Consider the following 26,328-nt stretch of genomic DNA (forward strand, 5'->3'; position numbering starts at 1 on the left):
GAGTATCGGGCGCCGCGAGGTCTCCGGTCTTGCCCGCCAGGGCACGCCGATTGTCGGCCAGCGAACCGAATCCGCCGGACGTCCGCGTGCCTTGCGAGGGTGGGGGACATGGACGTCATCGTGGTGGGAGCGGGTTCGGCCGGTTCGGTGGTCGCCAGGCGGCTGGCCGACTCCGGGGCATGGGTCACCCTGCTCGAAGCGGGCGGGCCGGACACCAATCCGGCCATTCACGACCCTTCGCGGGCCGGTGAGCTGTGGCACGGGCCGGAGGACTGGGACTACTACACCGTGCCGCAGCCGCACGCGGCGAACCGGCGGCTGCATCTGCCGCGCGGCAAGGTGCTCGGCGGGTCGCATTCGCTCAACGCGATGATCTGGGTGCGCGGCGCCCCGGCCGACTACGACGGCTGGGATGTCCCCGGCTGGCGCTGGGACGACGTCCGCCCGGTGTTCGAACGGATCGAGAAGGATCTGCTCGACGTCGTGCCGAACGAGCCGCTGCACCCGATCCAGCAGTCCATTGTGGACGCGGCGATGCAGATCGGGCTGCCGTTCAACCCGGACTACAACGGCGACGAGCTCGACGGCGTGTCCGTGCAGCGGGTCACCACCCGCGACGGCAAACGCCTCAACACCTGGCTCGCCTACGGACAGCCCGCCGCCGAACGGATGACCGTCCACACGGGAGCGCTCGTCCACCGGTTGCTCTTCGAAGGCGACCGGGTGACCGGCGTGCTCGCCGAGGTCGACGGCGAACTGCGCAAGGTCTTCGCCGACGAGGTCGTGCTCGCCGCCGGCGCGCTGGCGTCACCGGCGATCCTGCTGCGCAGCGGGGTCGGCCCGCTCGACGAACTGGAGGTGCACGGCATCGACGTCGTCGCCGAGCTGCCCGGCGTCGGGAAGAACCTGCACGATCACTTGCTCTCGCCGGTCATCTTCGCGACCGATCGCCGGCGGGTCGATCCGCCCGCGCCGGGGCGGTCGGTCACGCAGACGCATCTGTTCTGGCGCAGCCGTCCCGGCCTGCCGGTGCCCGACACCCAGCCGATCCACTTCAGCGTCCCGATGTACGAGGAGTGGATGACCGGTCCGGAGACCGGGTTCTCGCTGATGGCGGGCATGGTCACGCCGCGCAGCCGGGGCAGTCTGCGGCTTTCGGGACCGGACCCGGACGACATGCCACTGATCGATCTCGCCGCGCTGGAGGATCCGGCCGACTTCGAGAGCCTGGTCGCGTCGGTCGAGCAGTGCCGGGAGATCGGCCGCGCGTCCGCACTGGCGGAGGAATGGGGCGCCCGCGAGCTGTATCCGGGGCCGGAGGCCGACGTCCGCGAGTACGTCCGCCGGACCGCGATCACCTATCACCACCAGGTCGGGACCTGCCGGATGGGCACCGACGCGGACTCCGTCGTCGACCCGGAGCTCGCCGTCCACGGGCTGAGCGGGCTCCGGATCGCCGACGCGTCGGTGCTGCCGCGGGTGACCACGGGCAACACCAACGCGCCGGCGGTGCTGGTCGGCGAACAGGCCGCCCGGTTCATGCTCGGCCGATAGTGCGGCGCAGCCAGGAGGCCCGGGCGGCGAGCGCGGCCCGGGTCACCTCGCTGTCCGGGGCGATCCGGTCGAAGCCGTGGTACGCGCCCGCCCAGACGTGCAGTTCGGTGGGCACACCGGCCTGCCAGAGCCGCCGCGCGTAGTCGACGTCCTCGTCACGGAAGATCTCGGCCGCACCGACCTCGATGAAGGCTGGCGGTAGCCCGGCGAGATCTTCCGCGGACGCGGGGACCGCGTACGGCGACGTCTGTCCATTGAGGAGCGAACGCCAGCCGAACTCGTTGGCCTCACGTCCCCAAACACCGCGTTCCGCGAATTCCACTGTGGACGCCGAATCGTTGCGGCTGTCGATCATCGGGCACAGCAGGAGCTGCCCGGCCAGCGCCGGGCCGCCGCGATCCCTGGCCAGCAGGGCGATCCCCGCGCTGAGGCCGCCTCCCGCGCTGCCGCCGCCGACGATCAGCCTGCCGGGATCGAAACCGAGTTCGGCCGCGTGCTCGGCCATCCACGTCAGGCCCGCGTAGCAGTCTTCGATCGGTGCCGGATGCGGATGCTCGGGCGCGAGCCGGTAGTCGACGGTCACCGCGACGAAGCCGAACTCCTCGACCAGCGCGACCATCCGGGGCAGGTCGGCGAACCGGTCGTCCAGCACCATGCCGCCACCGTGGATGTTGTAGAAGCCCGGCGCGTTCCGGGCCTCCCGCGGCTTGACGACGGTGACGACCACGTCGGTGCCGGGCACCTCGCGATCTTCCCAGACGAGATCCCGGTCGCCGATCGCCTCGGCGCAGGTCAGGTTCCCCTCGGCCATCGCCTGGCGGATGCCCGCCAGTGAGTCCGCGCTCAGCGGCGGCCCTGTGGGAAGACCTTCGAGGGCACCGGCGAGTTCGGGGTCGAAGGCCGTCACGGTCCCTCCGGATCGACGACACCACGGTCGGCCCAGTACGGCTCGACCAGTTCCCGGAGCCGCTCCGCGCCCACGCGCTCGACGAGGTCGACGGCGCCCAGGTTGTCCTTGAGCTGCTCGGTGCTCGTCGCACCGAAGAGGGTGGTCGTGTTGGCCGGGTGGGTGAGCGTGAAGGCGAGACACAGCTGCGCCGGAGTCGCGTCCAGGTCGGCCGCGATCTTCGCCAGCGCCGGGGCGGAGGCGGCGATGCGTTCGCGGATGTCGCCGGGATCGCGGCCCACCTGACGCGCGCCGCTGTTCTTGCCCAGCAGGATCCCGCCCTCGAAGATGTCCGAAGACTGGAGTGTGACGCCGAGTTCGCCGAAGACCTTCGCGAACGGTTCACCGTCCGGAATGGACCGTCGCGCGACGCTGTACTTCAGCTGCGCGATGGCGGGGCCGGGTACGTTCTCGGCCGCGGCGAAATCGTGCAGGGCCTGGATCGTGGTGGCGCTCCAGTTGTTCACTCCCCACTGGCGGATGAGCCCGGCCTCACGGAGTTCGTTCAGATCGAGCACCAGCCGGTGCAGATCGGTGTCGTCGCGCCGGAGATCACCCAGCACCACGAGATCGGCGTGCTCGACTCCAGCACGGAACAGCGCGTTGTCCAGCTGGTCGCGAAGGTTGTGCTCCGGGTAGCCCTCCAGCCAGAGCTTGGCCGAAAGCAGGTAGTCCTCGCGGCGGAGGCCCGCGGCGCGGACCATCGCGGAGAACAGCACGTCGGTGAAGACCGGTGTGGCGCCGGGGAAGCCGTACACACCGACGTCGAAGAGCGTGATGCCGGAATCGACCGCCGTGCGGACGAGGTCCACCGCCTCGCGGAAGTCCATCCGGTCGTAGGTGTGCCAGGAGCCGAGCGAGAGCAAGCCGGTGAGCGGGCCGTCGCGGCCGATGCGGCGCTGGGGGATGACGGTCACGGGTTCTCCTAGGGGAGGCGGGGATCGATGACGGCTTTGAGTTCGCCGAGCCGCGACATCGACTCGACACGGTGGGAGGCTTCGGAAAGACCGACCGGTTCGCTGAAGAGTTCGTCCCACGGCAGCCGATCGGCGAAGGTGCGGAAGAAGTCCACCGAGCGGTGGTAGTCGGCGATGTCGCCGTTCAGCGAACCGGCGACCGTGAGTTCCTTGCCCATCACCGTGCCCAGCGCCACGGGGGAGGGCGCGGGGCCGGTGGAGCCGACGATCGTGATCGTGCCGCGCTGGGCGGCGAAGGCGACGGCCTCCTCGCCGACGGTCGGTCCGCCCGCGAAGTCGAAGACGTGATCGGCGCCCCGGCCGTCGGTGAGTTCCTTGACGCGTTCGATCCGGTCTTCGACAGTGCCGTCGACCGGGATCGTCGCTGTCGCCCCGAAACGCTCGGCGGTCTTCAGCCGGTCTTCGGGCCCGCCGATGGTGATGACGTCGCCCGCACCGGAGATCCGCGCGACCGCGGTGGCGAACACGCCCAGCGCGCCCGCGCCCTGCACCACGACCGTCGAACCGGGACGGATCCCGCCGATGCGGGAGACGGCGCGCAGCACGGTTTTGCCCGCACAACCCGACATCGACGCCCACGTGTCCTTGACGTCGTCGGGAAGCAGGAGCTTGGCGGCGCCGGGAGTCACGTAGCAGTACCGCACGAGCCCGCCGGTGGCGTACGGGAAGACGTCGGAGCGCTGCAGGAATCCGTATCCGCGCTTCTCGCAGGCGACCGGCTCGCGCAAGATCGTGCAGCCGTAACACTTTCCGCAGGTCGATTCGGACCAGCCGATGCGGTCGCCCTCGGCGATCTCGCGGCCGAGTGTGTCGGTGGTGCCCGGTCCGACGGCCACCACCTCGCCGACCATTTCGTGCCCCAGCACCATCGGGAGCATGCCGGGGAAGGTCATTTGGCCGGACCAGAGATGCACGTCGGTGCCGCACAGCGTGGTGCAGGTGATCCGGACCAGCGCGGCGCCCGGTTCCGGCTCCTCGGGCAACGGCAGTTCCCGCAAGGTGAGCGCGGAGCCGTGTTCGGTGAGCACCGCCGCTTCGGTTCTGTTGACCATCTTTTTAGTCTACAGTCGTAGGAGAAAAAGTCCAGATCCTGGAGGAAACCATGCCGTCGCAACGTATTCGTCCCGCTTCGCTCGTGGTTCGCGGCGGTCCTGTGCTCACCTTCGATCCGGCGGGCACGGTCGTGCGGGCGATGGCCGTACGAGACGACCGGATCGTCGCCCTCGGCGACGTCGCGCTGGACCACATCGGTCCGGAGACCGAGGTGATCGACCTTGCCGGGAGAACCGTTCTGCCCGGTATCAACGATTCGCACCTGCACGCGACCTGGCTCGGCGCGCGGTGGCCGGACACGCTCATCGGCGGCGCCGGATTCACCGGGGGAGAAGAGAAAACGGTGCGGACCGCGGCCGAAAGGCGGGCCGCCATCCTGCGCGCGGGTGAGCTGTGCGCGTCATTGGGCATCACGAGCTACACCGAACCCGGCCTGGGCCCCGGCGAGACCGGCTGTTTCAGTGCCGAAGTGCTGGAGGAGTACGCGGCGCTGGCCGGCGAAGGCCTGTTGCGCGCGAGGGTGACCGCGCTGCGGTTGTTCGGCCTGCTCGACGGCGCCAGCTCGCTGGATGCTTTCGAGCGAGGGCTGGCGACCCCGTCACCGGACGCGAATCCGTTGTGGCTCACCGTTCCCGGGGTGAAGATCTTCGCCGACGGCATCCCGCCGATGCGCTCCGCGTGGACGCATCATTGCTACGCCGACGGTTCGCACGGCGCGCTCCTCGTCGACGGCGACGACGATCCGGACCGCGCGGCCAACCTGGCCGCGATGATCCGGCTCGCCCACGGCGCCGGGATGACGGTCGCCGTGCACGCCACGGGGGATCGCAGCATCGAAGCCGCGCTCGGGTCGCTTCGCCGCGGCGATCACCTGGTGCACGGCGATCTGGTGACGCCGGATCAGCTGGCTCGGATGGCCGCGGCGGGGGTCGGACTGACCACGCAGCCCGCGATCGCGGTGGCGATGCGGGGAATGCTGACGGACGCGCTCGGCGCCGAGGTCGGCGCGCGGGCCTGGCCGCTGGCGGAAATGCTCGCGTCGGGTGTTCCCCTGACGTTGAGCAGCGACGCACCGGTGGTGACCCCCGACTGGCGGGTGCACGTCGCCGCGGCTGCCGGGATGCTGTCCGCGTCCGAAGTGGACGCTGAGCTGATGGCCCGGCTGCTGCGCTGCTACACGGTCGCGGCCGCCGAGCAGGACGGCGCGGCGGACTGGAAGGGATCGCTGACCGTGGGCCGCGTCGCGGACTTCTGTGTGCTGGCGGCGAATCCGCTCGAGGTCGCGTTCGCGGACCTGCCGGACGTCGGTGTGGAACTCACCGTGTCCGGCGGCCGCGTCGTGTACTCAGGTGAGCAGTTGCCCGCCGTCGACCTGGAGGCTCACCCCGGTGAGATGGCCGGCGTCGGCGGAGGCGAGGAACAGGACTGACGGCACCACGTCGGCGACGGAAGCGATGGTTCCCAAGGGAATCCTCGCTTCCCACGCCGCGCGGGCGGCGGTGTCGGAGGCGAAACCGGCGGTCATCGGCGTGAGCACCGGGCCGGGTGCGACGGCGTTGACCCGGATGCCGTGCGGTGCCAGTTCGAGCGCGGCCGAGCGGGTGAGCGCCTCGACGGCGGCCTTGGTGGCCTCGTAGTGGCCGAGCCCCGGGGTCGGCTGCCGGGCGCCGATCGAGGTGATGTTGACGATGACGCCACGAGTGCCCGCCTCGACCATCCGCGCGCCGACCGCGCGGGTCATCAGGAAGGTGCCGCGGAAGTTCACCCGCATGCACAGGTCGAAGACGCCGATGTCCAGTCCCACCAACGGTCCGCCGCCACCGGCGAGACCGGCGTTGTTGACCAGTACCTCGACCGGGCCGAAGCGATCGGTGACCAGCGCCAGCGCCGCGTCGACCGAACCGGGGTCGGAGATGTCGAGTTCGACGTGCTCCGCGCCGAGTTCGGCGGCGAGGTCGTGGGCCGCCCGGGTGTCGACGTCGGCGATGACCACGCGGTCGCCCGCGGACTGGAAGGCTTCGGCGACTCCGCGGCCGATGCCACTGGCACCGCCGGTCACCACTACGAGTCTCTTGTTCATTCTACGATCGTAGACTAAAACTGGTTTCCGTTGCCAGCGAAAGGAAAACTCGTGAACGAGAAGCGGAACGGGCTGGGCTTCGCCACTTCGGCGCTGAGCCTGGGATCTTGGAACACATGGGACCGCATGGACTTCGAGGACGCGGTGCGCCTGATCCGGCACGCCGTCGATTCCGGGGTCACGCTGTTCGACGTGGCGCACTACGACATGGGGCCGCATGCCGAACAGTCGCGCACGGATCTCTTGTTCGGCGAGGCAGTCCGCGCCGCCGGGATCAACCGTGACGAGTACCAGCTGTGCGGCAAACTCTGGCTCTGGGACTACCCGAACACCGGTTTCGCCGAGCAGCTCGACACCTCGTTCGACCGCGTCGGCGTCGACCGCGCGGAAGCCGTCGTGGTCGGTGACTATTTCGAGCGGCCGGACATTCCGCGCGTCGTCACCGAAGTGGCCGAGCAGATCCGGCTCGGCCGGTTCGACGTCTGGGGCGTGAACAACTGGCACGCGCCGGATCTCGATCTCGCACTGGAGTTCGCCGCGCGCGAAGGGCTTCCGGCGCCTCGTTTCGCTCAGCTGAAGTACAGCGTCGCGCGTCGCTCGATGGCCGAGGGTTCCCTCTATGGCAAGCATTTCGAGGCCGGCCGGTTGACCTTGCAGGCGTCGGACGTGTTCGAGGGTGGTGTCTTGCTCGGCAAGACCCCGTCACGGAAGATCGGGGCGGATCCGGGCGGTATCCGGGAGTCGATCCGTGCCGCGGCCACGCGTGTCGCCGCTGTCGCCGAGGACTTCGGGGTGAGCTCGTCGCAGCTGGCGCTCGCGTTCTGTCTCGCTTACGAGCCGGTGGCGAACGTGCTGTTCGGGGTGAGCCGGATGGCTCAGCTGGAGGACAATCTGGGGGCTGTCGCGCTGGCCGCTTCTCGTGGTGCGGAGGTGCGGGCGGCTCTGGAGGACCTCTGGCTGGACCGCTCTGTCGCCGCCGATGGGACTTTCTGACCTCGGGCTCGTGAGTGGTAAGGACGGTTCTAACCGTCCTTACCACTCACGAGCCCTACTGGAGGAATTACAGCACAGCCGCCATGAACGGTCCTTTCCTTGCAAATTTTGCAAGGAAAGGACCGTTCATGGCATCGGTAGCGGCTCGGGCGGCGGTGCGGGAAGGCCCGCAAGGCGACGCTGCGAACGGCACTTTCGCAACCTCGCCGGAGCCGCTTGTCGCTCTCCGGATGTCATGAAAGGGTCGTTCAGGACGAAAGATGTCCTGAACGACCCTTTCATGACACAAGCGCAATCCTCAGCCGAGGAAGTCGAGCACAGCAGCCTTGAACTCCGGACTCCGCAAAGCCCCACCGTGATCCCCGGGCACCCGCACCAGCGAGGATCCCGGCACCAGCTCCACCAACGCCTCGATGCCCTGGCTCACCGGATCCTCCACCCCCGCCACGAACCGGGTCGGCACCGACACCGCGCCAAGAACCGGCGCGAACGGCTCCGCACGCAGATCCTCGATGCACCGAGCGAGTGCGGCGGGATTCCGCCCCGGCGCGGTGATCATATGCGCGATCATCCCGGTCAAGGGATCCGACGGAGCCTTGCCGCCCGCGGCGAAGGCCAGCGCGGCCGCTACGTCGACGGCGCCGAACGGTTCGAACGGGCTCACTCCGGCGAGCACGAGCCGCCGCACCGGAGCCTGGGCGGGCAGCTCCCAAGACAGCCGCGCACCCAGTGAATACCCGACGACGTCCACTTCGGACAGATCGGCGACGAGCCGCGACAGTTCCGCGGTGATCGCGGCGGCACCGAGCGAACCCGAGGGAGCCGGGCTGGAGCCGTGCGCGGGGAGGTCCGGTATCAGCACCTCCCGGCCCGCGGCGGTGAGCGCGGCTGGCCACCCGGTGGTGATCCAGTCGGTGTGCCCGTCGGAGGCGAATCCGTGCACCAGGAGCACCGGCGGTCCCGAGACGGTTTCGGGGGCGAATCGGCGCACGGCCAAGGAAGTAGTGGCAGACAACGGGATCCTTTCTCAGCTGCCGGAGGGGCGGCGGGTGCGCAGGCGCTGCATGTCGCTCAGCGTCCGCGCGCGGGCGTCGACGGCGATCCGCAGCGACGATCCGATGAGGTTCAGCAGGAAGACGCACACCATGATCGTCACGCCGGGCACGATCACCAGCCAGGGCGCCTGCACCAGGTACGACCGGCCTTCGGCGATCATGTTGCCCCAGGTCGGGGTCGGGGGAGCGATACCGAGACCGAGGAAGCTCATCGCCCCGTCGACCAGCATCGCCGCCGCGGACAGGATCACCACCTGCACGAGCGCGAGCGGCAGCACGTTCGGGAACACGTGCACGACGAGGATCTTCCACCGGCTCATTCCCGAAACCCGCGCCGCGCCGATGTAGGCACGGCCGGCGATGCCGAGCACCCGGCTGCGGATGACCCGGGCGGTGAACGGCGTGAAGATCACCGTCAGCGCGATCAGCTCGGTCCAGATGCTCGCGCCGAGCGAGATCGCCAGCGCCATCGCGAGGATGATCGCCGGGAACGACATCCAGGCGTCCATCACCCGCATCAGCACCGCGTCGGCCGCCCGGAAGAACCCGCTGATCAGCCCGATCACCAGGCCGGTGAAGGCCGCGCACAGGGTGATCAAGGCGGACAGGCCGAGCGACGCGCGGCCGCCGGACACGAGCCGGGCGAGTACGTCGCGGCCGAACGAGTCCGTGCCGAGGGGGTGCGCGGCCGAGGGCGGCAGCAGCCGGTTCACCGGGTCGGTCGCGCTGACGCTCGGCAGGAAGAACGGCAGCACGATCACGGCCAGGACGATCACCGCCAGGATGGCCGTGGTGATCACCAGCATCCGGTTGCGGCGGAACACCTTGGCCGCGCGGCCGGACGACGGCTTCTCACGCACCGGCGACGTCTTTTCCACGAGAGCGACGCTCACGAGACACGCACCTTCGGGTCGAGCAGCGCGTACGACAGGTCCACCAGCAGGTTGACCAGCACGAACAGCACCGCGACGAACAGCGTCACACCCTGGATCAGCGGGAAGTCACGGGTGGACACCGCGCCCATCAGCAGATGGCCGAGCCCCGGCACGACGAAGATGGACTCGATGATCACGATCCCGCCGACCAGCATGGCGAAGTTGCTGCCCAGCTGGGTGATCAACGGCATCAACGCGTTCGGCAAGACGTGTTTGGTCATCACCTGCCGTTCGGACAGCCCCTTGACCCGCGCGGTGCGCAGATACGCCAGCGGCAGCTCACCGAGCAGGCTTTCCCGCAGGGTGAGCACGAACAACGCGGTCTGCCCGATGACCAGCACGGTCAGCGGCAGCACCAGTGCGGGCACCGCCGTCGCCGGATCGGTGAACAGGTTCTCGTAGCCGCTGGAGGGGAACCAGCGCAGCGTCACCGAGAAGACGAGCACGAGCATCAGCGAGATCCAGAAGTCCGGCATCGCCATGCCCAGCGCGGACAGCCGGTCCAGCGCCCGCGCCACCGGGTTGCGCGGCGACACCGCCTGCCACGAGGTGATCGCGACCGAGAGGAAGAAGCTGATCACCGTCGAGAGCACGGCCAGCGTCAGCGTCGGCAGGATGTGGTCGGCGACCACGCCGAGCACCGGCGCGTGGTAGGTGATCGACGTACCGAAGTCACCGTGCAGCACGTTCCCGGCCCACGTGAGGTACTGCTCCCACAGCGGGCCGTTCAGCCCCATGCTCTCCCGCAGGGCGTCCACATCGGACGGTCGCGCGGTCGGGCCGAGGATGGCCTGTGCCGGATCGCCGGGGATCAGCCGGATGACGAAGAACATCATCGTCCCGACGATCACCAGGATGATCAGCAGATCGCGCAGCCTGCGCAGCAGCAGACCGGTCATGACGCCAGCCAGGTGTTCCAGAAGACGCGGTAGAAGTCTCCGTAACCCTTGAGCTTGGGGGAGTAGGCCGCGTACAGCTTGGACTGGCTCAGCGTGATCACCGAAAGCTGCTTCCAGGTGAAGGCCTGCAGCTTGTCCACCACCGCCTTCGCCTGCTCAGGAGTGGTCGAGGCGTTGAACTCCGCCATGAGCCCGTCCAGCTCGGGCGAGGTCGAACCGTTCAGTGTGCCCAGGGTGAGCGCGGGCATCTGCGCGGGCGAGGTCAGCGCCGAGTCGAAGAACAGGGTGGTGATGTCCCAGCCGCCCGGTTCCTTGGTGAGCGTGCCGAGCATGGTGGCGAAGTCGAAGGTGTCGATCTTGGTGTTGATGCCGATCTTCGACAGGCTGTCCTGGATCAGCACGGCCCACTTGCCGAACTCCGGGTACGAGTTCGTGGTGACGATGCGGATCGTCGCGCCGGCGTTGATGCCCGCCGCGGCCAGCAGTTGCTTGGCCTTTTCCGGGTCGTGCGCCTTGTAGACCTCTTCGCCCGCGGTGGAATAGAACTGCTTGTTGTCCGGCGAGGCGAAGGCGCCCGTCTCGAGGGTGAGGTCCTTGCTGCCGCCGGTGGCCGCGTTGATCGCGGGCTTGTCCAGCAGCAGGTTCAGGGCCTCGCGGGCACGGGGGTCGGCGAACTTCGAACCGGTGTTGAAGTTGGGAATCACCACGTTGTCGTTGCCGCCGGGCAGGTTGTGCACGACCACGGCCGGGTTGTTGCGCAGCGGCTCGTACTGGTCGTTCGTGGGCATGATGTGATCCCACTGCCCGGTCTGCAGGCCGTTGATCAGCGCGTCCTGGTCGGAGACCACCTTGTAGGTCACGGTGTCCAGGTACGCGTGCTTGGCGCCCGCCTGCCCGCCCCAGTCCTCTTCGGACCGAGACTTGTAGCCGGTGTACCGCTCCAGCACCAGCTCACGGCCGATGTCCCAGCTCTTCAGCTTGTACGGCCCGGTCCCGATCGCCTTGTCCTGGGCGAACCCGGTCGGCGCGACACCGGCGAGGTTCTTCGCCTCGTAGATCTCCGTGCCCGCGCCGGCGAGTTCGTTGATCAGCGGGTAGCGCGGCTTCTTGAGCTTGATGGTCACCGTCGCCGGATCGGTCGGGGTGATCGCGTCGATGTCCGGCGTGACCAGCTGACCGGTGCGGTGTACCTGTTGCCACCGCTTCAGACTCGCGACGACGTCCTCGGACGTCAGCGGGTTGCCGTCGTGGAAGGTGACACCCTGGCGGAGCTTGAAGGTGTAGGTGAGCCGGTCCGGGCTGGTGGTGTAGTCCTCGACCAGCATGGGCCGGGCGGTGAAACCGCGGTCCACCTCGAACAGCTTCTCGTACATCATGTTGCCGATATGCGCGGTCACCTGGCCGGGGTTCGCGACCATGTCGAGCGACTGCGGGTCGGTGGGCACGGCGACGTTCAGGTTGCCGCCGGGCTTCGGGGGCCCGTCCGCCGCACCACCACCGGCCTGCCCTCCCATACACGAGCCGATCAGCAGGACGGTCGCCAGGCCGAGGGCGGCCGAGGTCAGGGTTCGTCTCATGGGTTCCGCACTCCAGTGTGGGGGTGGGCGGGCAGTTCGGGATTCGCCGCGAGGAGACGGCGGGTGTACTCGTGCCGGGGGTGGAGCCGGATCTCGTCCGGTTCGCCGATCTCGATCAGCTCTCCCCGGTACATCACGCCGACCCGGTCGGCGACCGACAGCACCAGGCTGAGGTTGTGCGTGATGAACAGGAAGCTGAGCGCGCGGGTGCGCCGCAGGTCCAGCAACAGGTTCATCACCTGGCCCTGCACCGAGACGTCGAGCGCGGAGGTCGGCTCGTCGGCGACGATGAGGTCGGGTTCGGCCGCGATCGCGCGGGCGATCGAGACGCGCTGCCGTTGTCCGCCGGACAGCTGCGAGGGCAGTTTCTTCGCGGTGTCGGAGGGAAGCCCGACCTCGTCGATCAGTTCGGTGACGCGGCGGTCGAGTTCCGCGCCGCGGAGGCCGGTGAGCTCCCGCAGTGGCTCGGCGATGATCCTGGCGGCGGTGTGCCGGGGATCGAGCGAGCTCTGCGGATCCTGGAAGATGAGCTGCGCGCGGCGGCGGAACGCGCGCTCGTCGCCTTCGAGACCGGACGGCGTGCACCGGTGCTCACCGAAGGCGATGCTGCCCTCGGTCGGGTTTTCCAGCGCGCTCACCAGGCGGCCGAGCGTGGTCTTGCCCGAACCGGATTCCCCGACCAGGCCGAAGAACTCACCCGGCGCGATCTCCAGCGAGACGTCCTTGACCGCGTGCACCTCGGGCTCGCGGCCCAAGGAGAACCGGCCACGCCGTCCGTACACTTTGGACACCGAGTCGATGACGAGCGCGGTGCCCTCGTTCGTCTCCCTGGTCTGCGGACGGCTCAACGACCTGGTTTCGGTCGCGACCGCCGATTCGCCGTTCATCGCGGCTTCGAGCAGTGCTTCGGAGATCGTGGGAAAGCCGTCGCGCCTGCTCACCCCGAGCTGCGGGACGCAGTCGAGCAACGCCCTGGTGTAGGGATGCTTCGGCGAGTGCAGGATGTTCTCTGTGGACCCGAGCTCGACCAGTTCGCCCCGGTACATCACCGCGATCCGGTCCGCCACCTGCGCGGCCACGCCCATGTCGTGCGTGATGAAGACGCACGCCGTGCCGTGGTCGCGGCGGACGCGGTCGAACAGGGTGAGGATCTCCGCCTGCGTGGTCACGTCCAGTGCCGTGGTCGGCTCGTCGGCGATCAGCAGGCCCGGGTCGGCCATCAGGGCGAGCGCGATCATCACGCGCTGCTGCATGCCGCCCGACATCTGGTGCGGATACAGGGAAAGCACGCGGTCGGTGTCGGTGAGGCCGACCTCCTTCAACAGCCCGCGGGCCTTCGCCTCGGCCTCGCGGTGCAACGGCGTTCCCTTGCGCGCGGCTTGTCGCGGCAAGGAGCCGGGCTTCCGGTAGGCCTCGATCAGCTGCTTGCCGACCCGTTGACTGGGGTTGAGCGAATCCAGCGCCTCCTGGAAGATCATGCCGATCCGCGGGCCGCGGTACGCGCGCATCTCGTCGGCGGACAGCCGCGTGAGATCGACGCCGTCGACGCTGATCTCGCCGCGGGTGAACACCGGCGCGACGAACTCCAGTAACCGGATGATCGACAAGGCCGTCACCGTTTTACCGCTGCCGGATTCGCCGACCACGCAGAGTGTCCGGCCTTGGTCGAGGTCGAACGAAAGTTCGCGGACCAGTTCGCGTTCGGTTTCGTCGGCGATGACACCGACGGTGAGTTCTCGTAATTCGAGCAGGGTCATGAATCCCCTTTCCCGAGCCCGCCCGGAGCGGACCGCACTGCCGGGGAACGGACCTCCGGCGGGGGTAGTTCTACGCATGTTGACACTGGGGGAGTGCGCTGTCAATGGGTATATTCTACGAATGTAGGAAGTTGATATCCGGCGGGTTTTTCCTGGTGGTGGGCGAAAACTTGCACTGGATTCTTTTGTCTACGCCTGTAGACTCTCGGCGGAAACGAGCTAAGGAGGGCACCCGTGAGCGGGTCGACCAAGACTGCCGGTCCCGAGCGGATCGTGGACATCGCCGTGGGATACATGGCGGCCAAGCAACTCTTCGCGGCGAGCCGGATCGGCTTGTTCACCGCGCTCGCCGGCGGGCCCTTGACCGCCGCGGAACTGGCGGAGAAGACCGGCAAACCGGAGAAGATCACCCGCATCCTCGGTGACGCCATGTCATCACTCGGTCTGCTGTCCCGTGTGGACGGACGCTACGTACTGGCCGAGGACGCGGCGGAGTACCTCGGCGGCGGAGAGCTCGATCTGGCGCCGTTCCTCACCTTCCTGGACTCGATCAGCTACCCGCATTGGCTGCAGTTCGGCCACACGGCCGACAGCGGCGAGCCGGGCAAGCTGGAGATGGACGACGCGCGCTGGGGCACGTTCATGGCGGGCGTCATGACGTATAACGCCCTGCACGCCAAGATGCTGGCCGGCGCCTACGATTTCGGCTCCCATCGCAAGGCGCTGGACCTCGGCGGCCTGTCGAGCGCGTTCGCGGTGGAAGCCATGAAGACCAACGACGAACTGCGCACCACGTTCGTCTTCGATCCGGGCTTCACCGAGTCGGTCACCACCGCGGCGGCCGAAGCCGGGCTCGCGGACCGCGCGACCGTCATCGGGGCGGAGACGCCCACCGCGCGCCCCGAGGGCGAGTTCGACCTGGTGATGGTCAACCACGTCGTCCACCGTTTCGACGCGGAGCAGAACGCCGGGATCCTGCGCAACGCGCGCGCCGCCGCCGCGCCGGGGGCGACGTTGCTGCTGCTCGACTTCTTCCTCGACGACGACGCCGTCCAGCGGCCGATCGACGCGCTGCACGCGGGGGAGTACCTGGTGATCGACGGGACGGTCGTCTACCCGGAGGCCGAAGTCCGTGGCTGGCTGGACGAGGCGGGCTGGCGGGTCACCGGCCGGCTCGCGCTGCCGGGCAGCCCGCGGGTGCTCGTCGCGGAAGCGGTGTGACCGTGACCCTCGATCCCGCGGTCAAGGAACTGCTGGCCCGTAGTGCTCCCTCGGAGGCCCCGGCTGGGCCGCTGACGGCTCCCGAGCTGCGTGCCGCCTTCGCCGCTTCGTGGCGACGTCCCGATTCCGTCGAAGAGGTCGCTTCGGTGACCGACCATGTGCTGCCTTCCGGTGTGCGGGTGCGGATCTACCTGCCGGAGGCCACGGCGCCGGTGCCCGCGTTCGTCTGGATCCACGGCGGCGGCTGGACGATCGGGTCGATCGACGAGAACGAGGTCGCGTCGCGGGCGGTGTGCAACGCGGCCGGGGTCGCCGTCGTGGCGGTCGACTACCGGCTCGCGCCCGAGCATCCGTACCCGGCGGCCCCGGACGACTGCTACGCCGTTGTCGAATGGCTCGCCGCGGGCGGCGCCGGTCCTTCGGTGGACGGGGCGCGGATCGCCATCGGCGGCGAAAGCGCGGGCGGCAACCTGTCGACGGTGGTCTCGATGATGTCCCGTGACCGTGGTGGTCCGCCGTTGGCCGCGCAGGTGCTGATCTGCCCGGTCTTCGCTCACCCGGACGACGGGTTCCGGTCCTATGTGGACTTCGCCGAGGGCTTCGGCATGACCGCGGGGGCGATGCGGTTCTTCTTCGAGCAGTACGTGTCGGATCCGGCTCAGCTGAACGATCCGTACCTGCTGCCGTTGCGCTCCGACGACCTGACCCGGCTGCCGCCGGCGCTGGTGCTCACGGCCGAGTACGACGTCCTGCGGGACGAGGGCGAGGAGTTCGCGCGGCGCCTGACCGATGCCGGGACCCAGGTGGAGATGACGCGCTACTCGGGCCAGATCCACGGTTTCTACGGTCTGTACACGGATCTTCCCGCTTCGCCGCGCTCGCACCGGCACGTGGCGAGCTTCCTGACCCGGACCTTCGACCGCCGCGTTTAGTCCTCTGAATGCGGTCTATCAGCGGCCAAGACGGTGGCCTCCAAGCACGCGAGTCACGTCTGGGGGGTCGGCGAACAGGCCAGGCCAGGCAGTGAAGGGCGCTTTCCCCGCATCACATGCGGGGAAAGCGCCCTTCACTGCGTGAGATGTGGGGGAAGAGTCCGTCAGGGGCGGGTCAGGCGCGCGAAGAAGGACTCCAGGTGTTGCCGCTGCAGGGCGATCGTCGAGAACTCCCCGGCGACCAGGCTCATCACGTTCGCCCCGGCGTTGATCAGCACGACCTCGTCGACCAGTTGCTCATCAGGCGTTTCGGTGACGATGTCGCCGTCCTCGCGGCCCTCGGTGAGATACCGGTGCAGCAGGCCCCGCCACGAGCGGATGTGCTCGAGGTATTTGTCCTGCAGCTTCGGATTGGTCAGCGACAGCTGCCAGAAGGTGAGCAGGACGCGCCCCGCGGCGATGCGATCCTCGTCGATGGGCATCGACGAGACGCACAGCTCGCGGAGCGCGGTCAGCCCGCGTAGCTCGTCCAGCTCCACGTACTCGCGCATCATGCCGAGCGCGCGTTCGTAGGTGGCCTGGATGATGTCTTCCTTGCTCGGGAAGTACAGCTTGAGCGCGCCGTTGGCGAAGCCGGCGGCCGCCGCGATCTCGCGCATGGTGGCGGCCTCGATCCCGCCCTGGGTGATCAAATCCCAGGTGACGTCGACGATATGGCTGCGCCGCTCGTCGTGGTCGATGATCTTCGGCATCGGCAGACCTCCCGCACTGGTTCTTCTACCAGTGTAGGAGATCAGGCCTGGTGATACACGCGGTGCCCGGCGAACCACGTTTGCGTCACCTTTGTCTTGACGAGCGCGGACGGATCGGTCTCGAACGGATCGCGGTCCAGTACGACGAAATCCGCCGACTTCCCGGGGACCAGCGAACCGGTGACGTCGCCCAGCCCCATCGCGCGGGCGGCGGCCAGGGTGAAGACCTCGATCGCCTCGGCCAGGGTGATCGCCTGCTCCGGCCACAGCGCGCCGGGGAACGTGCCGGTCGGATCCTGGCGCGTGACCAGGCCGTGGATGCCTTCCCACGCGTTCGGCGACTCGCTGACCGGCCAGTCCGAACCGCCGGCCACCAGCGCGCCCTCGTCCAGCAGCGACCGGTTCGGCTGCATCCGCCCGGCCCGCTCGCCGGGCAGCACTTCGGCGATGGCGGCCGGGATGACACCGGGGACCCACAGGAACGGCGAGATGTCCGCGGCGACACCGAGTGCGGCGAAGCGCGGCAGATCGTCAGGATGCACGAACTGGCCGTGCGCGACCTGGAAACGCGCGTCGGTGAAGCCTTCGGCACGCACTTTCTCGACGGCGTCGAGCGTCGCGCGCACCGACGCGTCCCCGGTGCAGTGCACCTTGGCCGACAGCCCCGCCGCGGCCGCCGTGCGCAGCCAGCCCACGAGTTCGTCACCCGGCATGGTGGTGGCACCGTGGTGGCAGGCTCCGTGCGCGGCGTCCGGCAGGTACGGCTCCAGGAAGGCCGCGGTCCGCGTCGGCGGCACCCCGTCGAGGAAGATCTTCACGAAGTCCGGCCGGTGGTGCTCGCTCCGGTACTGCCCGGCGACCTCCAGCAACGGTGCCCCGATCGGGTCGAAACCGAAGATCGGGTCGTTGATCAGCAGCGACGAGACGACCCACGCGTGCAGCTCGCCCGCGTCGTCGAGCGACTTCAGCGCCCGCAGGATGTCCGCGGAGACCCCGGCGTCCTGGAACGCGGTGACCCCGTACGAATGCAGGGTGCCGATCCCGTGCCGCGACGCCGCCACATGCTGCTCCGCGGTGAGCGTCCGTGTCTCGCTGAGCGCCCGCTCGACCGCGACGCCCGCCGCTTCGAGCAGAACCCCGACGGGTTCCCCGGTGGCGGGATCCCGGACGATCTCCCCGCCCGCCGGATCAGACGTCGCGGCGGTGACCCCCGCGAGCTCCAAGGCCCGGCTGCTCACCCAGCGGTTGTGCCTGCTGTCGTCCGAAAGCATGACCGGACGCCCGCCGGCGGCCTCGTCGAGCGCGTGCCGGGCCGAAACCCGCGAAAGGGTGCCGACCAAAGTGGACGCCCAGGCACCGCCGACCACCCACTCGTCCGGTCCGAGCCCCGCGGCCCGCTCGCGGACCGCGGCGAGGATGTCGTCCAGGCCCGCGTCGAGGCCGAAGTTCAGTTCGAACAGCGCCGCGCGCCCGGCCAGGGCGTGATGGTTGTGCACGTCGACCAGGCCGGGCATCACGAACGCGCCGCCGAGGTCGACGACCTCGGTGCTCGGCCCGCGTTCGATGTCCTCCAGCGACAGCACCTTGCCGTCCTTGATCGCCAGTGACGACGCCCAGGGGCGGTGACCGTCCACTGTGTACACAGTGGCGTTGGTGAGGACGATGTCGGCGGTCAAGGCTCAGCTCCCGGCCGGGTCGTACGCCTCGGGGTGCACGGTGGTGCTGAGCAGCTTGCCGTGCGCGCCGAAGGTGAAGTGGGTGGGAGTGCTCCCGCTGGCGTCCAGTCCGAAAAGGACACCGTGCGACCGCAGCCGCTTCGCGTCCCGGTGGTCGGCGACGGTCACCGAGGCGCACGGGATCACCTTCTCCCGCCAGGCGAAGACGTAGATACCCGGCCGCAGCTCGTAGACCGAGTTCTCGTCAGTGTCCGCGAGCCCCCGCTCCGGCCCGGCCAGGCACTGCCACGTGTACCAGTGCGGGCTGAGGTACACGTGCTCGTAGGCGTGCTCCGTGCTGTACACCCACAGCACCCGGCGCCCGACCAGCGACGTGGTCGGGGCGAGCGGCTCGCCGGCCGGCTCGATGCCGCCGATCGTCGCAGCCACGAAGGACTGGGTGACCCGGGGCGAGGTGTCGCCGATCTTGCTCAGCACCAGCAGCGCCCGGCCGCGGCGCAGGTCCAGCAGCAGGGTGAACGCCTCGTCCTGCCTGGCCTGCGGGTGGAACTGGACGTAGTACAGGTCGTCGTCGACGAGGAACGTCTCGCAGCGGTCGGTGCCCTTGCCGTGGTAGGTCCAGTCGATCCGGGTGCCGGAGAAGGCGGCGGTGAACGTCGTGCCGTCTTCACAGGCGAGTTCGAAGGTACGGCCGTGCAGGTCGCCGACCGTGGGCGCCTTGTTCGCGTCGAAGCCGGGGGCGAGTCCGTCCAGCGGCAGCCAGGTGGACGTGTCGGACAGGGTCAGTTCGGGCATTGAAGGAGTCCTAGTGCTCGTGGGCGGAACAGTGCTCATCGGAGGCGCCGGAAGGCAGGTCGAGGGCCGGGTTTCGGTCGAAGAACCCGTAGGGGCGCAAGGAAAAACCGGAGTAGTCGACCGGCATGACCGGCCAGTCCTCCGGACGGGGGATATGGGTCGGGCCGAACACGTGCCACAGCACGAGATCGGTGTCGGTGAGGTCGCGGTCGGCGGCGGTCCAGTCGGGCAGCCCCGCGCCACCCGGATGCGCGTTCGGGCGGTCGCCCGCCGGGAAGCGTTCGTCCGCGCGGTACGGCGTCGCCCACAGATGGCGGGTGGCGAACGTCGCCCGCTGGTGGACGGTCGATTCCGGCTGCGCCATCAGCGTCGCGGAGGGGCGCGGCACGAGCTGGTACGCCGTGGGGGAGCCGAGACGGTTGGTGCGCTCCGCGCTGCGGATCTCCCAGACGCGAGCCTTGGCCGGATCCGCGAACCGCTGGGCCTCCTGTTCGGTCCGCAGCGGGGTTTCCTTCCAGGTGAACGCGTTCCCGTACGGGTTCCGCTCACCCATGGGGACGCGTTCGACGTCGACCTCGACGAGCGAATTGCGTTCGCCGTCGATCGCCACGTCGAGCCGTGCGCAGAACAGGTGCTGGTGCACCGGCGCGAACAGACCGGGGGCGATCTCGTTGGCGTGCGGGTGATCCGTGCCCGGATGCGCGGCGCCGGCGAACACGATGCCGGTGGCCTTCGCCTCCAGTTCCACGGTGCCGTCGAGGTAGAGGTACCAGAAGAAGCCGTAGTCGTAGTTGCCGATGGTGGAGATCGACGAGATCACCAGCCGCCGCGACCGGCGGACCTCGGCGCGGCCGTCGAGATCCGTGTGCTTCCAGAGGATCCCGTAGTCCTCCTCGTGCATGCAGATCGCGCGCGGGATCTCGACCGGGTGGCCGTGGTCGTCGGCGACGAACGCGGGGAAGTAGTGGATGACACCGAGGCAGTCGCAGCCTAGCCGCAGGTCGTTCGCGTTCTTGCCGAGCAGGTACTCGCCCGCGTCGAAGTAGCTGATCCAGAACCGGCCGGGCGCGGTGTCGCCGTAGGGCACCACCATCTCCGGTACCGACGCGCGGTGCAGCACCGACCGGTCCTGGAAGCCGACCTGGTGCAGCGTCAGACCCTCGCGGGCGTTGAAGCCGACGCGGAGTTTCCAGCCCTCCCAGGTGACCTCGTTGCCGTCGACGGTGAAGCTCGGACCCTCCGGCTGGGTGATCTCGATGGGCTTGAGCGTGGTGCGGGGCTGGACGCCGTCGTAGCGGCCGTGCTCCGGCGGCACGGGGACGTCACCCTCGTCCTCGACACGGATGACGCGCTGCTCGGTCAGATTGATGTGGACGATCAAGCCCTCGACGGGATGTGCCCACGGGCTGTCGGACTCGTCGTCGCGCAGGAACGTCAGCGAGCGGATGACCCGGCCGGTCTCGTCCGGCCTGCCGAAGAACCCGGGCGCCAGGGGAGCGCAGAAGGCGTGCCCGATCCGGTCGCCGAGGCCCCGCCGCTCCATCGCGGCCTGCCATTCGGGTGACGCCTTGGTGATCGACGCGGCGAGGTCGTACTCCTCGAACAGGTACGCCGGCTGGCCCGGGCCGCAGTCCTCGGTGGAGACCACTTCGCGTTTCGTCAGCGAAACGACCACGTCGCGGGCCTCGCCGGTCGCGGTGTCCAGCAGCGTGTACCGGACGCGGCGATCGGGGGCGGCGTCGCCCTTCTCCGGCTCCACCGGCAGCACGGCCGGGAACCGGGTGGTGGCGGTGAGCAGGCCTTCGGCGGTCAGGATCGCTCGGCCTGCGGTGAGTTCGTCGGCGGTCAGCGGGTCGAGTGGATGCGGCCTGGTCATGTTTCGCAGTCTTGCCGGTCCGGCTCCGGCTGAAAAGGCCGTCATGCGGCTGCGGACAAGAAGGATGCACTGACGGCCAAGCTCCGTGAAAGGTCCGGACCGGAGGATGACGTCATGGGACTGGAGCTCGCGGGCAAGGCCGTGCTGGTGACCGGCGCGGCATCCGGTATCGGCCTTGCCTGCGTCCAGGCCTTCCTCGCCGAGGGCGCGCGGGTCGGCGCCCTCGACCGCGTACCCGTCCCCACCCTGGCCGACGGTCTCCTGGCGCTCGAGGCCGACGTGACCGACGAGCCGTCGGTGGCCGCCGCGATCGACACCGTCGTGAGCCGCTTCGGCGGGCTCGACGTGGTGGTCGGCTGCGCCGGGATCTCCGGTCCGGTGGGGACGCCGGTCACCGAAACGTCCGCGGCGGAGTTCGCCGCGCTGATGGCGGTCAACGTGACCGGCCAGTTCCTGCTGGTCAAACACGCCGCGCCCTGGCTCACCGCGTCGGGTGGCTCGGTGGTGCTGCTGGCCAGCGACTCGGCGTTCACGAGTGCGCCCGGCATGGTCCCGTATTGCGCTTCGAAAGGCGCCGTGGTCGCGATGACCAGGGCTCTCGCGGTCGATCTCCCCGGCGTCCGGGTGAACTGCGTCTGCCCGTCGGTGGTCGACACCCCGATGGCGCGCGGCGATCTCGGCGAGGTGCTCGACGATCCCGCGTTTCCGGTGCAGGCTCCGGAAGAGGTCGCCTGGCAGGTACTCCATCTCGCGTCCGCGCGTTCGCGGGCGGTCAACGGCCAGGCCGTGCTCGCCGATTTCGGCGTCTCGGCCCGCTCCGGTTTTCCCGCTTAGAAAGGACTCCGCAAGTGAAGAAGGTTGTCGCGATCACGGGTGGCGGTACCGGAATCGGTGCCGCGGTCGCCCGCCGGTACGCCGACGAGGGTGCCCAGGTGGTGGTGCTCGGACGGCGGCTCGAGCCGCTGGAGAAGGTGGCCGCCGAAACCGGCGCGCACGTCATCTCGTGCGACGCCAGCGATCGCGAAGCCGCCGAGAACGCCGTGGCGGAGATCGTCGGCAAGTTCGGCAGGCTGGACGTCGTGGTGGCCAACGCCGGTGGGCACGGGCTGTCCTCGGTGGTCGACACCGGTGACGAGGAATGGGAGCTGGCGCTGCGCTCGAACCTGTCGAGCGCCTTCGTGTTCTGCCGGGCCGCGCTGCCGTCGCTGATCGAAACCGGCGGCCAGGTCGTCGTCGTGTCCTCGCTGGCCGGGCTGTTCGCCGGGCCGAACGTCGCCGGCTACACCGTCGCGAAGCACGCACTGATCGGGCTGACGCGTTCGATCGCCCGCGACTACGGGCCGAAGGGCGTCCGCGCGAACGCGGTTTGCCCCGGCTGGGTGCGCACGCCGATGGCGGACGGCGAGATGGACCAGTTCGCCGAGGCCGCGGGCTTCGACGGCGGGCACGACGAGGGCTACCGGCGCGTGACCGCCGAGGTCCCGCTGCGGCGTCCCGCCGAACCGGAGGAGATCGCGTCGATCGTGCGGTTCCTGGGGTCTTCGGAGTCGTCGTACATCACCGGTGCGGTGATCGTGGCGGACGGTGGCGCGCATGCGGTGGATCTGCCGACGCTGGCGTTCGAACGGGCGGGGATGGGTTCTTAGCGGCGTTGTTGCGCGTGAAGTCCGTGAAGGCCTCCTTCACTACCTTGAGGGTAGGGAAGGAGGCCTTCACGGACCTAGGGAGCGTGATCGCCCGGTACCGGATGTCATGAAAGGGGCGTTCAGGACGAAATGTGTCCTGAACGCCCCTTTCATGACATCCGGACAGCCGCGAAGGGCGAGTTCGGCTGTCCGTGAAGGCCTCCTTGAGGGACCCAGAGTCCCTCAAGGAGGCCTTCACGGACTTCACGAACGGTCAGGATTCCCCGAGATAGGCCGAATGCAGGGAGCCGGGGGAGTCCAGCAAGCCCTGCGCCGAGCCCGCATAGGTGACCCGCCCCGAAGAAACCACCACGGCGTCGCTCGCCACGCCGAGGGCCAGATGCGTGAACTGCTCGACCAGCAGGATCGCCGCGCCCTCTTCGGCGAACCGGGTCACCATCGGCAGCAGCCGGGTGAACACCACGGGCGCGAGGCCCAGCGACATCTCGTCGATCAGCAGGAACGACGGCCGCGCGGCGAACGCCCGCGCCAGCACCACCATCTGCTGCTCGCCCCCGCTGAGCAGCGCGGCCGACGAGTCGCGGCGTTTCTCCAACTCGGGGAACGCCTCGAACAGCTCGTCGGCCCGCGCGCGGGTGCGCGCGGTCAGCATCAGGTTCTCCAGCACCGTCAGGCCGCCGAACACCGCGCGACCCTGTTCGATATGCGCCAGACCCCGCCGGGCGCGGGCGACCCTCGACTGTTTCGTGATCTCGTCGGCTCCGATGTGGACAGTCCCCGAAGCGGCGGGCACCACGCCGGAGACGGCCTCCAGCAGGCTGGTCTTCCCGGCACCGTTGGGGCCGACGAGCGCCGTGATCCGTCCCGGCTCCAGGGTCAGGTCGACGTCGCGGATCACCGGCCCCGCCCCGCGGGTGACCGTCAGTCCCGCTATCCGCAAAGCGTTCACAGCATCTCCGTTTCACCCATGTACGCCTTGAGCACGGCGGGATCGGCGAGCACTTCGGCCTGCGGGCCGGAGGCCAGCACCCGGCCGAAGTCGAGGACGGTGATCGTGTCGCAGACCGAGCGCACCAGATCGAGATCGTGCTCGATGAGCAGGACCGAAACCCCGAACCGCGCGGGAACCTGCCGCAGCCGTTCCCCGAACGCGACGTGCTCCTCGTGCGGAAGGCCCGCGGCGGGTTCGTCGAGGAGCAGGACCCGCGGCCGCGCCAGCAGATGCCCGACGACCTCGACCAGCCTGCGCGCGCCGACGTCCACTTGCGACAGTGGGGTGCGGGCGGCGGGACAGCCGAAGAAGTCCAGCGCGTCACCGATCTCGTCGGCGGTGAGGCGCCGCCTGGCGAGGAACTTCAGGTACGCCCCGACCGTCAGCCCCGGCGGGACGCGGTCCTGCTGGAACGTCCGGCGCAACCCGGCGCGGGCCCGGTTCGACGGCGATCCGGTCAGCGGGCGGCCACCGAGTTCGACGGCGCCCTCGGCGTTGGGCAGGAATCCGCTGATCGCGTCGACCAGCGTCGACTTGCCAGCGCCGTTCGGCCCGATGACGCCGAGCACGCCGTGCTCCGGCACCGAAATGTCCACTGAGGACAGTGCGGCCACATGCCCGAAGTTCACGCTCAGGCCGCGGACGGTGAGCACCGGTGGGCCGGGGGAGACCGGTTCGACATCGCCCGCGCCGGTGGCGAGATCGAGTTTCGCCGGTTCCTTCTTGGACCTCCGGTACCAGACCTGCCGCACCGTGGTGCCCAGGTTCCCGCCGCCGGCCAGCGCCTGCACCCCGAGCACGCCGAACACCACGAAACCCCAGTCCTGCGGGATTCCCCAGCGTTTGAGCAGTTCCGGCACGCCGACCCACAGGATCGCGCCGAACACGGCCATGTCGATCAGATGCGCGCCCGACATGATCGCCAGCACGTACAGCGCCAGCGACTGGATCGCGGTGAAACTGGCCGGGAAGGCGACCCCGACCTGCCCGGTGAGCAGCCCGCCGCTGATCCCGCCGAGGGTGGCGCTCACGGCGAACGCGGTCAGCTTCGACGTCCGCACGCTCGTGCCGGCGGCCGCCGTACCGCGTTCGGAGAACGCCACCGCCTGCCAGGCGCTGCCCCAGCGCCCGCGGCGCAGGAAGTACACGGCGAGGCAGCACAGCACCAGCACCACCACGGCGAGCTGGAAATACGACCGGTCGTCGGAGAAGGCTTCCGGCCGTTCGACCGAGATCCCGGCGGAGACACCGGGGAACTGCAACTGGACGAGTGCGAGGTCCACCGCCGCGGCGAGGCCCAGCGTGACGACGGCGAGGTTGATCCCGCGCAGCCGCAACGCCGGGAGCCCGACGAGCACCCCGACCAACCCGGCGGCGAGACCGCCCAGCACCAGCCAGGTGAGGAACCCGCCGGGCGCCTGCGCCTCGTTCAGCGCCGACACCGTCCAGGCGCCGACGGCGCCGAAGGTCAGCTGGCACAGGGAGATCATGCCCGCGCTGCCGGTGACCACGCCCAGCCCGAGCAATGAGATCCCGGCGACGACGGCGCTCATGCCGAGGTAGACGAAGTACCCGTCGAGCCCGACGCTCAGGCCGTACCCGGCCGCGATCGCCACGATGGCCACCGCGAACGGGATCCCGCGTTCAGCGAGCCGCATCCCACACCTCCTTGCGCTGCGACCACAGCAGCAGCGCGACGATCACTGCGAACGGCAGGAAGTACCGCACCACCGAAAGGCCGTCGACCTGCGCGGCCGCGCCCTGGATCAGGCCGAGGCCGAGCCCGCCCCCGACCGCGAGGTCGAGCCGGCGGAATCCGCCGAGCAGGGCCGCCGCGGCCGCGGGGACCACCAGCATCGCCAGCGACGTCGCGTCGTTGGACTGCGACGGCGCCACGATCGAGATGACCAGCGTGCTGACCACCCCGGTGACCGCCCACACCGCGACGCTGAGCCGTTTCGCCGGGATGCCCAGCAGTTCCGCCGTCGTCGGGCGTTCCGACAGCGCCCTGAGCTGGACACCCGCCGAGGTCCGGCTCAGCACGATCCGGCTGGCCACCGCCACCAGGATCGCCAGCGCGACGGTGACCACGGTGACCTGGCTGATCACCACCCCGCCGACGGTGACCGCCGGACCGTCCAGGATCGGGTGGAACGGCTGCGGTTTGTTGCCGAACAGGATGAACGACAACGAGATCAGCAGGAGCAGCACCGCGACGGTGACCGCCGAGCGGGTGCCGGTGTCCGCCTCGGCGAGCCAGGTGGACACGATCCAGCCGAGCAGCGCGCTGAGCAGCCCGCCGAGCACGATCCCCGCGACGGTGGCGAGCCACATCGGCAGGCCCAGATCGACGGACAGGAACACCGCCACGTAGCAACCGAACATCCCGGTGGCCGACTGGGCGAAGTTCACCACCCGCACCAGGCGCGACATCAGCGTCAGGCATACCGCCAGCACCGCGTACAGTCCGCCGGCGGCCAGGCCTGCCAGCGCTCCCTGCAGCATGTTTCCTCCAGTGTGAGGGGGAGGGGAGCGGTGCGTGCCGGGGCGCGGTGGTCGTGAGTGGCGTTTCGGGTTAGAACCCGAAACGCCACTCACGACCCACGTGACCCG

23 protein-coding genes are annotated in these 26,328 nt (G+C 69.3%); 7 read left to right on the plus strand and 16 right to left on the minus strand.

Annotated elements, in window-relative coordinates; translation table 11 throughout:
* Nucleotides 1-108 precede the first annotated feature (108 nt).
* Complete coding sequence (locus AORI_RS58805) at nucleotides 109-1,554, plus strand: GMC family oxidoreductase (protein WP_016333919.1); 1,446 nt, start codon at nucleotides 109-111, stop codon at nucleotides 1,552-1,554.
* Here AORI_RS58805 and AORI_RS58810 read toward each other — a convergent pair.
* The 3 genes from AORI_RS58810 to AORI_RS58820 are packed head-to-tail and all read right to left on the minus strand — an operon-like array spanning nucleotide 1,538 to nucleotide 4,529.
* Nucleotides 1,538-2,461 carry an alpha/beta hydrolase gene (locus tag AORI_RS58810; RefSeq protein WP_016333920.1) on the minus strand — a complete coding sequence of 308 codons (924 nt, stop codon included), beginning with the start codon at nucleotides 2,459-2,461 and terminating at the stop codon, nucleotides 1,538-1,540. The genes AORI_RS58805 and AORI_RS58810 overlap by 17 nt on opposite strands.
* Complete coding sequence (locus AORI_RS58815; protein WP_016333921.1) at nucleotides 2,458-3,417, minus strand: aldo/keto reductase; 960 nt, start codon at nucleotides 3,415-3,417, stop codon at nucleotides 2,458-2,460. Before AORI_RS58815 ends, AORI_RS58810 begins: the two co-directional genes overlap by 4 nt.
* Before the next feature lie 8 nt (nucleotides 3,418-3,425).
* Nucleotides 3,426-4,529, minus strand: a complete 1,104-nt coding sequence (locus AORI_RS58820; RefSeq protein ID WP_016333922.1) for a zinc-binding dehydrogenase — start codon at nucleotides 4,527-4,529, stop codon at nucleotides 3,426-3,428.
* A 50-nt stretch (nucleotides 4,530-4,579) separates the two neighbouring features.
* Between AORI_RS58820 and AORI_RS58825 the strand changes: the two genes are divergently transcribed.
* On the plus strand, nucleotides 4,580-5,959 hold the full coding sequence (locus AORI_RS58825) for an amidohydrolase (RefSeq protein ID WP_200870976.1): 1,380 nt from the start codon (nucleotides 4,580-4,582) through the stop codon (nucleotides 5,957-5,959).
* Here AORI_RS58825 and AORI_RS58830 read toward each other — a convergent pair.
* A complete protein-coding gene (locus tag AORI_RS58830) occupies nucleotides 5,876-6,592 on the minus strand; it encodes an SDR family NAD(P)-dependent oxidoreductase (protein ID WP_081809673.1) in 717 nt (238 codons plus the stop codon). The genes AORI_RS58825 and AORI_RS58830 overlap by 84 nt on opposite strands.
* A 69-nt stretch (nucleotides 6,593-6,661) precedes the next feature.
* On the opposite strand from AORI_RS58830, the gene AORI_RS58835 reads away from it, so the two are divergent.
* Nucleotides 6,662-7,603 carry an aldo/keto reductase gene (locus AORI_RS58835; RefSeq protein ID WP_016333924.1) on the plus strand — a complete coding sequence of 314 codons (942 nt, stop codon included), beginning with the start codon at nucleotides 6,662-6,664 and terminating at the stop codon, nucleotides 7,601-7,603.
* Nucleotides 7,604-7,901: 298 nt separating this feature from the next.
* Here the strand turns inward: AORI_RS58835 and AORI_RS58840 are convergent, their stop codons facing one another.
* The 5 genes from AORI_RS58840 to AORI_RS58860 are packed head-to-tail and all read right to left on the minus strand — an operon-like array spanning nucleotide 7,902 to nucleotide 13,826.
* Entirely contained in the window at nucleotides 7,902-8,594 is a 693-nt protein-coding gene (locus tag AORI_RS58840) for an alpha/beta fold hydrolase (RefSeq protein ID WP_043848094.1), read from the minus strand.
* 36 nt (nucleotides 8,595-8,630) lie between these two features.
* Nucleotides 8,631-9,551: an ABC transporter permease gene (locus AORI_RS58845; protein WP_016333926.1), complete on the minus strand. Its 921-nt coding sequence runs from the start codon at nucleotides 9,549-9,551 to the stop codon at nucleotides 8,631-8,633.
* Nucleotides 9,548-10,492: an ABC transporter permease gene (locus AORI_RS58850; RefSeq protein ID WP_016333927.1), complete on the minus strand. Its 945-nt coding sequence runs from the start codon at nucleotides 10,490-10,492 to the stop codon at nucleotides 9,548-9,550. The genes AORI_RS58845 and AORI_RS58850 overlap by 4 nt, the downstream gene beginning before the upstream one ends.
* Entirely contained in the window at nucleotides 10,489-12,069 is a 1,581-nt protein-coding gene (locus tag AORI_RS58855; RefSeq protein ID WP_016333928.1) for an ABC transporter substrate-binding protein, read from the minus strand. Before AORI_RS58855 ends, AORI_RS58850 begins: the two co-directional genes overlap by 4 nt.
* Nucleotides 12,066-13,826: a dipeptide ABC transporter ATP-binding protein gene (locus tag AORI_RS58860; RefSeq protein WP_016333929.1), complete on the minus strand. Its 1,761-nt coding sequence runs from the start codon at nucleotides 13,824-13,826 to the stop codon at nucleotides 12,066-12,068. The genes AORI_RS58855 and AORI_RS58860 overlap by 4 nt, the downstream gene beginning before the upstream one ends.
* Nucleotides 13,827-14,060: 234 nt before the next feature.
* On the opposite strand from AORI_RS58860, the gene AORI_RS58865 reads away from it, so the two are divergent.
* Together AORI_RS58865 and AORI_RS58870 are read left to right on the plus strand one after the other, a co-directional pair.
* Nucleotides 14,061-15,047, plus strand: a complete 987-nt coding sequence (locus AORI_RS58865) for a methyltransferase family protein (protein ID WP_016333930.1) — start codon at nucleotides 14,061-14,063, stop codon at nucleotides 15,045-15,047.
* The gene (locus AORI_RS58870) at nucleotides 15,044-15,979 is read left to right on the plus strand and encodes an alpha/beta hydrolase (protein WP_016333931.1); all 936 of its coding nucleotides are present in this window, start codon (nucleotides 15,044-15,046) and stop codon (nucleotides 15,977-15,979) included. The genes AORI_RS58865 and AORI_RS58870 overlap by 4 nt, the downstream gene beginning before the upstream one ends.
* Before the next feature lie 164 nt (nucleotides 15,980-16,143).
* On the opposite strand, the gene AORI_RS58875 is transcribed toward AORI_RS58870, so the two are convergent.
* Genes AORI_RS58875 through AORI_RS58890 form a run of 4 tightly spaced genes read right to left on the minus strand, consistent with a single transcriptional unit; the run spans nucleotide 16,144 to nucleotide 21,078 of the window.
* Nucleotides 16,144-16,731 carry a TetR/AcrR family transcriptional regulator gene (locus AORI_RS58875; protein WP_016333932.1) on the minus strand — a complete coding sequence of 196 codons (588 nt, stop codon included), beginning with the start codon at nucleotides 16,729-16,731 and terminating at the stop codon, nucleotides 16,144-16,146.
* 41 nt (nucleotides 16,732-16,772) lie between these two features.
* Nucleotides 16,773-18,407 (minus strand): amidohydrolase, encoded by a 1,635-nt coding sequence (locus AORI_RS58880; RefSeq protein ID WP_016333933.1) that lies wholly within the window; start codon nucleotides 18,405-18,407, stop codon nucleotides 16,773-16,775.
* A gap of 3 nt (nucleotides 18,408-18,410) precedes the next feature.
* Nucleotides 18,411-19,202, minus strand: coding sequence for a molybdenum cofactor biosynthesis F family protein (locus tag AORI_RS58885; protein WP_016333934.1), 792 nt, complete (start codon nucleotides 19,200-19,202; stop codon nucleotides 18,411-18,413).
* A 10-nt stretch (nucleotides 19,203-19,212) separates the two neighbouring features.
* Nucleotides 19,213-21,078: a primary-amine oxidase gene (locus AORI_RS58890; protein ID WP_016333935.1), complete on the minus strand. Its 1,866-nt coding sequence runs from the start codon at nucleotides 21,076-21,078 to the stop codon at nucleotides 19,213-19,215.
* A gap of 114 nt (nucleotides 21,079-21,192) precedes the next feature.
* Here AORI_RS58890 and AORI_RS58895 point away from each other — a divergent pair, with 114 nt between their 5' ends.
* Together AORI_RS58895 and AORI_RS58900 are read left to right on the plus strand one after the other, a co-directional pair.
* Entirely contained in the window at nucleotides 21,193-21,912 is a 720-nt protein-coding gene (locus AORI_RS58895) for an SDR family NAD(P)-dependent oxidoreductase (RefSeq protein ID WP_016333936.1), read from the plus strand.
* Between the two features lie 14 nt (nucleotides 21,913-21,926).
* A complete protein-coding gene (locus AORI_RS58900; RefSeq protein WP_016333937.1) occupies nucleotides 21,927-22,724 on the plus strand; it encodes an SDR family NAD(P)-dependent oxidoreductase in 798 nt (265 codons plus the stop codon).
* Between the two features lie 253 nt (nucleotides 22,725-22,977).
* On the opposite strand, the gene AORI_RS58905 is transcribed toward AORI_RS58900, so the two are convergent.
* From AORI_RS58905 to AORI_RS58915, 3 genes are read right to left on the minus strand one after another with little or no spacing between them, the layout of a single operon-like run.
* Nucleotides 22,978-23,673, minus strand: coding sequence for an ABC transporter ATP-binding protein (locus AORI_RS58905; protein ID WP_016333938.1), 696 nt, complete (start codon nucleotides 23,671-23,673; stop codon nucleotides 22,978-22,980).
* Entirely contained in the window at nucleotides 23,670-25,373 is a 1,704-nt protein-coding gene (locus tag AORI_RS58910; protein WP_016333939.1) for a branched-chain amino acid ABC transporter ATP-binding protein/permease, read from the minus strand. The genes AORI_RS58905 and AORI_RS58910 overlap by 4 nt, the downstream gene beginning before the upstream one ends.
* Nucleotides 25,360-26,220: a branched-chain amino acid ABC transporter permease gene (locus AORI_RS58915; RefSeq protein ID WP_016333940.1), complete on the minus strand. Its 861-nt coding sequence runs from the start codon at nucleotides 26,218-26,220 to the stop codon at nucleotides 25,360-25,362. The genes AORI_RS58910 and AORI_RS58915 overlap by 14 nt, the downstream gene beginning before the upstream one ends.
* Between the last annotated feature and the right edge of the window lie 108 nt (nucleotides 26,221-26,328).

It is taken from the genome of Amycolatopsis keratiniphila, assembly GCF_000400635.2.
GTDB classification, from domain to species: Bacteria; Actinomycetota; Actinomycetes; order Mycobacteriales; family Pseudonocardiaceae; genus Amycolatopsis; species Amycolatopsis keratiniphila.

Bases quoted from the DNA above. Each gene is read 5' to 3' on its own strand.
- AORI_RS58805 (WP_016333919.1), top strand. From the start codon at position 109: ATGGACGTCATCGTGGTGGGAGCGGGTTCGGCCGGTTCGGTGGTCGCC.
- AORI_RS58820 (WP_016333922.1), bottom strand. From the start codon at position 4,529: ATGGTCAACAGAACCGAAGCGGCGGTGCTCACCGAACACGGCTCCGCG.
- AORI_RS58825 (WP_200870976.1), top strand. From the start codon at position 4,580: ATGCCGTCGCAACGTATTCGTCCCGCTTCGCTCGTGGTTCGCGGCGGT.
- AORI_RS58850 (WP_016333927.1), bottom strand. From the start codon at position 10,492: ATGACCGGTCTGCTGCTGCGCAGGCTGCGCGATCTGCTGATCATCCTG.
- AORI_RS58855 (WP_016333928.1), bottom strand. From the start codon at position 12,069: ATGAGACGAACCCTGACCTCGGCCGCCCTCGGCCTGGCGACCGTCCTG.
- AORI_RS58860 (WP_016333929.1), bottom strand. From the start codon at position 13,826: ATGACCCTGCTCGAATTACGAGAACTCACCGTCGGTGTCATCGCCGAC.
- AORI_RS58875 (WP_016333932.1), bottom strand. From the start codon at position 16,731: ATGCCGAAGATCATCGACCACGACGAGCGGCGCAGCCATATCGTCGAC.
- AORI_RS58885 (WP_016333934.1), bottom strand. From the start codon at position 19,202: ATGCCCGAACTGACCCTGTCCGACACGTCCACCTGGCTGCCGCTGGAC.
- AORI_RS58890 (WP_016333935.1), bottom strand. From the start codon at position 21,078: ATGACCAGGCCGCATCCACTCGACCCGCTGACCGCCGACGAACTCACC.
- AORI_RS58895 (WP_016333936.1), top strand. From the start codon at position 21,193: ATGGGACTGGAGCTCGCGGGCAAGGCCGTGCTGGTGACCGGCGCGGCA.
- AORI_RS58910 (WP_016333939.1), bottom strand. From the start codon at position 25,373: ATGCGGCTCGCTGAACGCGGGATCCCGTTCGCGGTGGCCATCGTGGCG.
- AORI_RS58915 (WP_016333940.1), bottom strand. From the start codon at position 26,220: ATGCTGCAGGGAGCGCTGGCAGGCCTGGCCGCCGGCGGACTGTACGCG.